Origin of the sequence: uncultured Amnibacterium sp. (genome assembly GCF_964245895.1) — a bacterium.
Taxonomy (GTDB): domain Bacteria; phylum Actinomycetota; class Actinomycetes; order Actinomycetales; family Microbacteriaceae; genus Amnibacterium.
In genome coordinates this window covers 1-5476 of sequence record NZ_CAXTOQ010000197.1, presented here as the reverse complement: position 1 = coordinate 5476, position 5476 = coordinate 1, and the positions used below count along the sequence as shown (strand labels likewise).

The 5476-nt window shown below is 75.5% G+C and carries 7 protein-coding genes and 1 pseudogene; 2 read left to right on the top strand and 6 right to left on the bottom strand.

Features of this window, described 5'->3' with window-relative positions:
* The 4 genes and pseudogenes from acnA to dut all read right to left on the bottom strand — a co-directional run.
* Positions 1-289, bottom strand: a pseudogene (acnA, locus tag ACFE60_RS17385) (aconitate hydratase); the annotation flags it as partial.
* 70 nt (positions 290-359) lie between these two features.
* Positions 360-1088, bottom strand: a complete 729-nt coding sequence (locus tag ACFE60_RS17380) for a DUF3159 domain-containing protein (RefSeq protein WP_375390114.1) — start codon at positions 1086-1088, stop codon at positions 360-362.
* A complete protein-coding gene (locus ACFE60_RS17375) occupies positions 1085-1723 on the bottom strand; it encodes a DUF3710 domain-containing protein (protein WP_375390113.1) in 639 nt (212 codons plus the stop codon). Before ACFE60_RS17375 ends, ACFE60_RS17380 begins: the two co-directional genes overlap by 4 nt.
* Positions 1720-2169, bottom strand: coding sequence for a dUTP diphosphatase (gene dut, locus ACFE60_RS17370; RefSeq protein WP_375390116.1), 450 nt, complete (start codon positions 2167-2169; stop codon positions 1720-1722). Before dut ends, ACFE60_RS17375 begins: the two co-directional genes overlap by 4 nt.
* Positions 2170-2234: 65 nt before the next feature.
* On the opposite strand from dut, the gene ACFE60_RS17365 reads away from it, so the two are divergent.
* Positions 2235-2684 carry a DUF3093 domain-containing protein gene (locus ACFE60_RS17365; RefSeq protein ID WP_375390115.1) on the top strand — a complete coding sequence of 150 codons (450 nt, stop codon included), beginning with the start codon at positions 2235-2237 and terminating at the stop codon, positions 2682-2684.
* Positions 2685-2774: 90 nt separating this feature from the next.
* Here the strand turns inward: ACFE60_RS17365 and ACFE60_RS17360 are convergent, their stop codons facing one another.
* Positions 2775-3068 carry a DUF4193 domain-containing protein gene (locus ACFE60_RS17360; RefSeq protein WP_375390112.1) on the bottom strand — a complete coding sequence of 98 codons (294 nt, stop codon included), beginning with the start codon at positions 3066-3068 and terminating at the stop codon, positions 2775-2777.
* Between the two features lie 238 nt (positions 3069-3306).
* Between ACFE60_RS17360 and sepH the strand changes: the two genes are divergently transcribed.
* A complete protein-coding gene (gene sepH / locus ACFE60_RS17355; RefSeq protein WP_375390111.1) occupies positions 3307-4563 on the top strand; it encodes a septation protein SepH in 1257 nt (418 codons plus the stop codon).
* Between the two features lie 19 nt (positions 4564-4582).
* Here sepH and ACFE60_RS17350 read toward each other — a convergent pair.
* On the bottom strand, positions 4583-5476 hold an 894-nt coding region (locus ACFE60_RS17350; RefSeq protein ID WP_375390110.1), incomplete at its 5' end, for an alkaline phosphatase family protein.

Below are 5476 nucleotides of genomic sequence, written 5' to 3'. Positions count from 1 at the left end.
CGAGGTCGACGATGCAGGGCACGCCGGTGAAGTCCTGCATGACGACGCGGGCGGGGGTGAACTGGATCTCGGTGTCCGGCTCGGCGGTCGGCACCCAGGAGCCGAGGGCCCGGATCTGGTCCGCGGTGACGTTCGCGCCGTCCTCGGTGCGCAGCAGGTTCTCGAGCAGGACCTTGAGGCTGAACGGCAGCCGCTCGTACCCGTCGACGGTGTCGATGGCGAAGATCTGGAACGTCTTCGTCCCCACCGTCAGGTCGGTCCTGGCTCCGAAACTGTCCACCGCGGCCATGTCGCTCCTCACGCCTCAACGGGCCGCGGCGTACGGCCGCGACGCCTCTTGCACGATACCGCGCGACGGACTACGTTCCCCGCGCCTCCGGCTGCGCCCCCGCCTCCGGCCGGCGACGCAGCGCCTGGACCACGAGCACCGTGACGACGAGCACGATCGAGTACAGCGGCAGGCCGAGCACGATGCGGGCGATGCCGAGCTCGACCACCTTGTCGCCCGCGAGGTACAGCGGCACCTCCACCGCCAGCCGCACGGCGAAGAGGGCGACCCACAGCAGCGTCAGCCCGGTCGCGACGCGACGACGGCCGGGTTCGGTCCCCCAGCCGCCGTCGGAGGTGAGCAGCCCGGCCACGAGGCCGACGAGCGGCCGTCGCACGATCACGGACACCAGGAACGCCAGGCCGTAGCCGGCGTTGATGAAGAACCCGGGGAGGTAGTTCGTGTTCGCGTCCCCGGTGATAAGCACGAGCGCCGCGGAGACGCCGACCAGCACGGCGCCGACGATCGCCGAGCCGGTCCGCTGGCGGCGCAGGACGCGGTAGACCAGCAGGAGCGCGGACAGCACGAGGGGGGTCGCGACGATCGGGAGGAGCGCCGCCCGGTCGACCGTCTGCGGGGCCGCGGAGATCGCGGCGACCTGGTAGAGCACGACGAAGACGAGCGGCGGGACCACGGACTCGACCAAGCCGAGGGGGCCGCCGACCGCGTCGAGCAGGCCGCGCCCGGTGAGCGGGGCGGCGTCCGCGGCGCGCGCGAGCCCCGGCCTGGGCCGCTCCGGCTGCTCGCGGCCGTCCGTCACGCGCCGAGCCGGGCCCGCGCGGCCGGCGGCGCCTCCTGGGCAGCGCCGTCCTGCGGCATGTGCAGCGGGATGAGGTCGCGGGGCGGCATCGGCGACGTGCCGCGCACGACGACGACGCTGCGGAACAGCTCCTCCATCGCGGCGCCGACGCGCTGGTCGACCGCGCCCTCGCCCGAGATGACGCCGCGCAGGAACCAGCGCGGCCCGTCGACGCCCACGAACCGGGCGATGCGCGTGACCGGCGCCTGGCCCGGCGCGGCCTGCGCGGGGATCTGCGCGAGCAGCTCGGGACCCAGCGCGCCGTCGATCACGCGGGTCGTGCCGCCCTGCGACAGGATCTGCTGCTCGATCTGCTCGCGGATCTCGTGCCACAGGCCGCTCGACCTGGGAGCCGCGAACGGCTGCACCTGCAGGCTCGAGCTCGCGAAGTCGAGGCCGACAGCGACGACGCGCCCAGTGCCCTCCTCGACCTCGAGACGCAGCCCCAGGCCCTCGCGCGGCGGGATCTTCACGCCGCCGAGATCCACGTAGGGGCGGACGGCGTTCGCCTCCGTCATGTCCAGCGGGCCGTTGATCTCCCGGTCGGCCGGGGCGGACTTCGGCCGCGGCTCCGGCACGCTCTCCTCGTCGGTCACGACGACTCCCTTCCCTCGGCCGGCACCCGGCCCGTCCCCGTCGACCCGAACCCGCGATCGCCCCGCTCGCTGCCGGGCAGCCGCTCGACGGGCACGAATCGCACCTCCGGCAGCGGCAGCACGAGCAGCTGAGCGATCCGGTCGCCGACCGCGACATCGTACGAGGTCACCGGGTCGGTGTTCAGGAGCGTCACGCGGATCTCGCCGCGGTACCCCGCGTCGATCAGCCCCGGCGCGTTGACGATGGTGATCCCGTGCTTCGCGGCGAGCCCGCTGCGCGGCAGCACGAGCGCGGCCGTGCCGGAGGGCAGGGCGATGCGCAGCCCCGTGCGCAGCGTCGCGCGCTGCTGCGGCCCGAGCGTCGCCGCCTCAGCCGAGACGAGGTCGGACGCCGCGTCACCGGCGATCGCGCGCTGCGGGACGGGACCGTCGACGAGCACCTCGATCACGGGGAGCGAGGCTAGTCGGCGCAGCGCGGACCGCCTCCCGCTGGTGGTGGAATGGCGGGGTGATGCGATTCCGCGAACGTCTGACGCCGGGCATCGGCACGCTCGTCGCGGTGCTGCTGCTGCTGCCGGCGGTGTTCATCGTCGTGCTGCCGCTCGACGCCGTCGCAGGCGCCGTGCTGGCCGTCGCGGTCACCGTCGCGGCCGAGCTGGTCCTCGTGCTGACCGCCCCGGTCGTCGCCGTCACCGACGGGGTCCTGACCGCGGGGCGCGCGCGGATCGCCGTCTCGTTCACCGGTGCGACGGAGGGCTTCCGCGGGCCGGATGCGACGCAGGCGCGCGGCCCCGGCCTCGACGCGCGGGCGTTCACGCTGTTCCGCGGCTGGATCGACCCGGTCGTCCGGGTCGGCCTGGTCGACCCGGACGATCCCGCCCCGTACTGGCTGGTGTCGACGCGGCGGCCGGAGGAGCTGCGCGCCGCACTCGCCGCCGAGCGCGCCGCGCCGACGACCTGACTCGGCCCGGGAGACCCCGACCGGCCCGCAGACGGAGGAGGGGCCCGCCGGCAGACCGGCGGGCCCCTCCTCCCCTGCTGGGTGCGCGGCTCAGGCCTCGCACTCCCGGCAGATCGGGCCGAGCTTCGACTCGTGGTCGAGCTGCGAGCGGTGCTTCACCAGGAAGCAGCTGACGCAGGTGAACTCGTCGGCCTGCGGAGGCAGGACGACCACGTCGAGGTCGAGGTCGGAGAGGTCCGCTCCGGGCAGCTCGAAGCCGCCCGGGTTGTCCGCGTCCTCGACGTCCACGACGCCGGACATCTTGTCCGGCACACGCTCCTTCAGCGCCTCGATCGAGTCGGAGTCGTCGTCCGTCTTTCGGGGGGCGTCATAGTCGGTCGCCATTCGAATCCCGTCCATCTCTGAAGCGTCGCGCCGGTGTCCGCCCCCAGGTCCCGGGGCGGAAAGCGGCGACAGTATGCACGAGGCGGCATCCGTACGCAAACGCCCCGTCGCGCCCTCTGCTCCGTGGGGCGCTGCCCGTGCAACATCGGGGACTCGCCTGCTATTTCCGGGCCGGGCGACTACTCGCGTGACATCCTCGACGCGCCGGGTCGAGGACCCGTGAGGACTGGAGCGACCCATGCAGACGCTGAGCGTGCTGGCGGTGGAGGACGGCGCGATCGTCGTCGCCTCGCCCACCGGTGAGCGCTACCGCCTGCCGATCGATGCGGCGCTGCTGGCCCGGATCGCGGGCATGGGCTCGACCCCCGACGTGAAGCGCCTGTCCCCGCGGGAGATCCAGGCGCACATCCGCTCCGGCCTCTCGGCGGAGCAGGTCGCGGCGATGACCGGGGTGCCGGTCGCCCTGATCGAGCGCTTCGTCGGCCCGGTGCTCGCGGAGCGCGCCTACATCGTCGAGTCGGCCCTCGCGGTGCGCCTCCCGCCCGAGACCGAGGGAGCCCGCTCGCGCACCTTCGGCGCGGTGATGGGCGAGCGGCTCGACGCGCTCGCGGCCAGGGAGGTGCGCTGGACGAGCGCCAAGGAGCCGTCCGGCTGGGTGCTCGCCGTCGCGTTCGTCGCCGACGAGGTGCAGCACCAGGCGCGCTGGCGCTTCGACCCGAAGCACATGGGCCTGCAGCCCGACAACGTCGAGGCGTCGACCCTGTCGCAGCAGGGCGTGCCGGCGGCACTCACGCCGCGCCTCCGCGCCATCGAACCGACGGCGCCCGTGACGATCGTCCCCCAGCCGCAGCCCGCCGTGCGCGAGGAGCGCCCGGCACCGCCGCACGGCGCCCGCGTCGCGCCCGTCGAGCCGGACCGCACCCGGTTCGACAGCGCCGCGTTCCGGTTCCCGCCCCTGCGCGAGGAGGCACCGGCGACGAGCGCGCCGCCCGCCGCCCGTGCCTCCCGGCCGGCTCCGGCCGGGGCGGAGACGCCCGCGGCGGAAGCCTCGGAGCCCGCGGCCGCCCCGCCGAAGCCCGGCCGGATCCCCGACCGGCTCGCGCAGCGGTCGCGACGACGCGGCGAGCGCGACGACGCGGCGGAGCCGGAGGACGACGCGCTGCCGCCGACCAGGGCGATGGACGCCGTGCCGACCGGCGAGGTGTTCGCGCCGCGCCCGACGCCGGAGCGCCGCGAGTCCGCCTCCATCCACCGCCTCCCGGTGCGGCCGTCCGCGCCCGAGGAGGTGCCGGCGGAGGACCGCCCGACGGAGCCGTTCCGGCGCCGCCGCGAGCGCGGCGGCCTCACCCCGGTCGAGCAGCTGCTGCGGGAGCGGGAGGCGCAGGGCGCGGAGGCGGAGACCGCCGAGGCGCCGGTGCCCGTGGCGCGCCCGCGGCGCGGCCGGACGTCGATGCCCAGCTGGGACGAGATCGTCTTCGGGCGCGACGAGCCCTGAGGCGCCCTCTCCTCGCGCGTCAGCCGTCGAGTCGGACGAGCGGCACGAACCGCTCCGCCGGCGTCCACGCGCCGTGCTGCCCGACCATGCCCCTCGCCGGCGAGGCCGCCGACGCGTAGAGCGCCGCCCGGCCGCGAGCGGCCACGAGGACGTCGCCGATCCTCGGCGCCACCGCCGGATCGACGACCCCGAACCAGCCCTGGTCGACGGCCTCCGCCCGCGTGAGCACGTCGACGGCGCCGCCGAGCGCCGAGCGGAACCGCGCCGCCTCCGCGGCCGCGTCGAGCCCCGGCTCGAGGTGCAGCTGCAGCAGGCGCGGCTCCCCCGCGACGGCCCGGACGCCGTCCAGCAGCCCCGGCACGTCCTCGAGGATCACGTGCGACGCCTCAGGCACGTCGACCATGCCGTGGTCCGCGGTGACGAGCAGCGTCTCGCCCCGCCGGAGGTCGCCCGCCGTGTCGCGCACGGCTCCGTCCACGGTCTCGAGCAGGTCGGTCCACGCACCGGATGTCCACCCCTCGCGGTGCGCGACCACGTCCAGCTCGGGCACGTAGCAGTAGGCGATGCCGCCCTTCGCGGCGCGCAGCGCGCCCGTGGCGGCGACGAGCCGGTCCTCGATCGTCCTCGCGCCCACGTACCGGGCGCCGCGCAGGACCTCCCGGGTGAAGCCCGACGAGGCGTAGTGGCGAGGGCCGACCGCGAGCGCCGTCACCCCCTCGTCCCCCGCGCGCTCGAACACCGTCCGCGAGCGCTGCCAGCCGGGCGGCAGGGCGTCGTCGAACCCGTGCAGCTGGTTGACGACCCGTCCGCTCGAGGGCTCGAGCGCCGCATAGGCGACGACGCCGTGCTGCCCGGGGTCGACGCCGGTCGCCAGGGTCGTGAGCGCGGCGGCCGTCGTGGTCGGGCTGCCGGT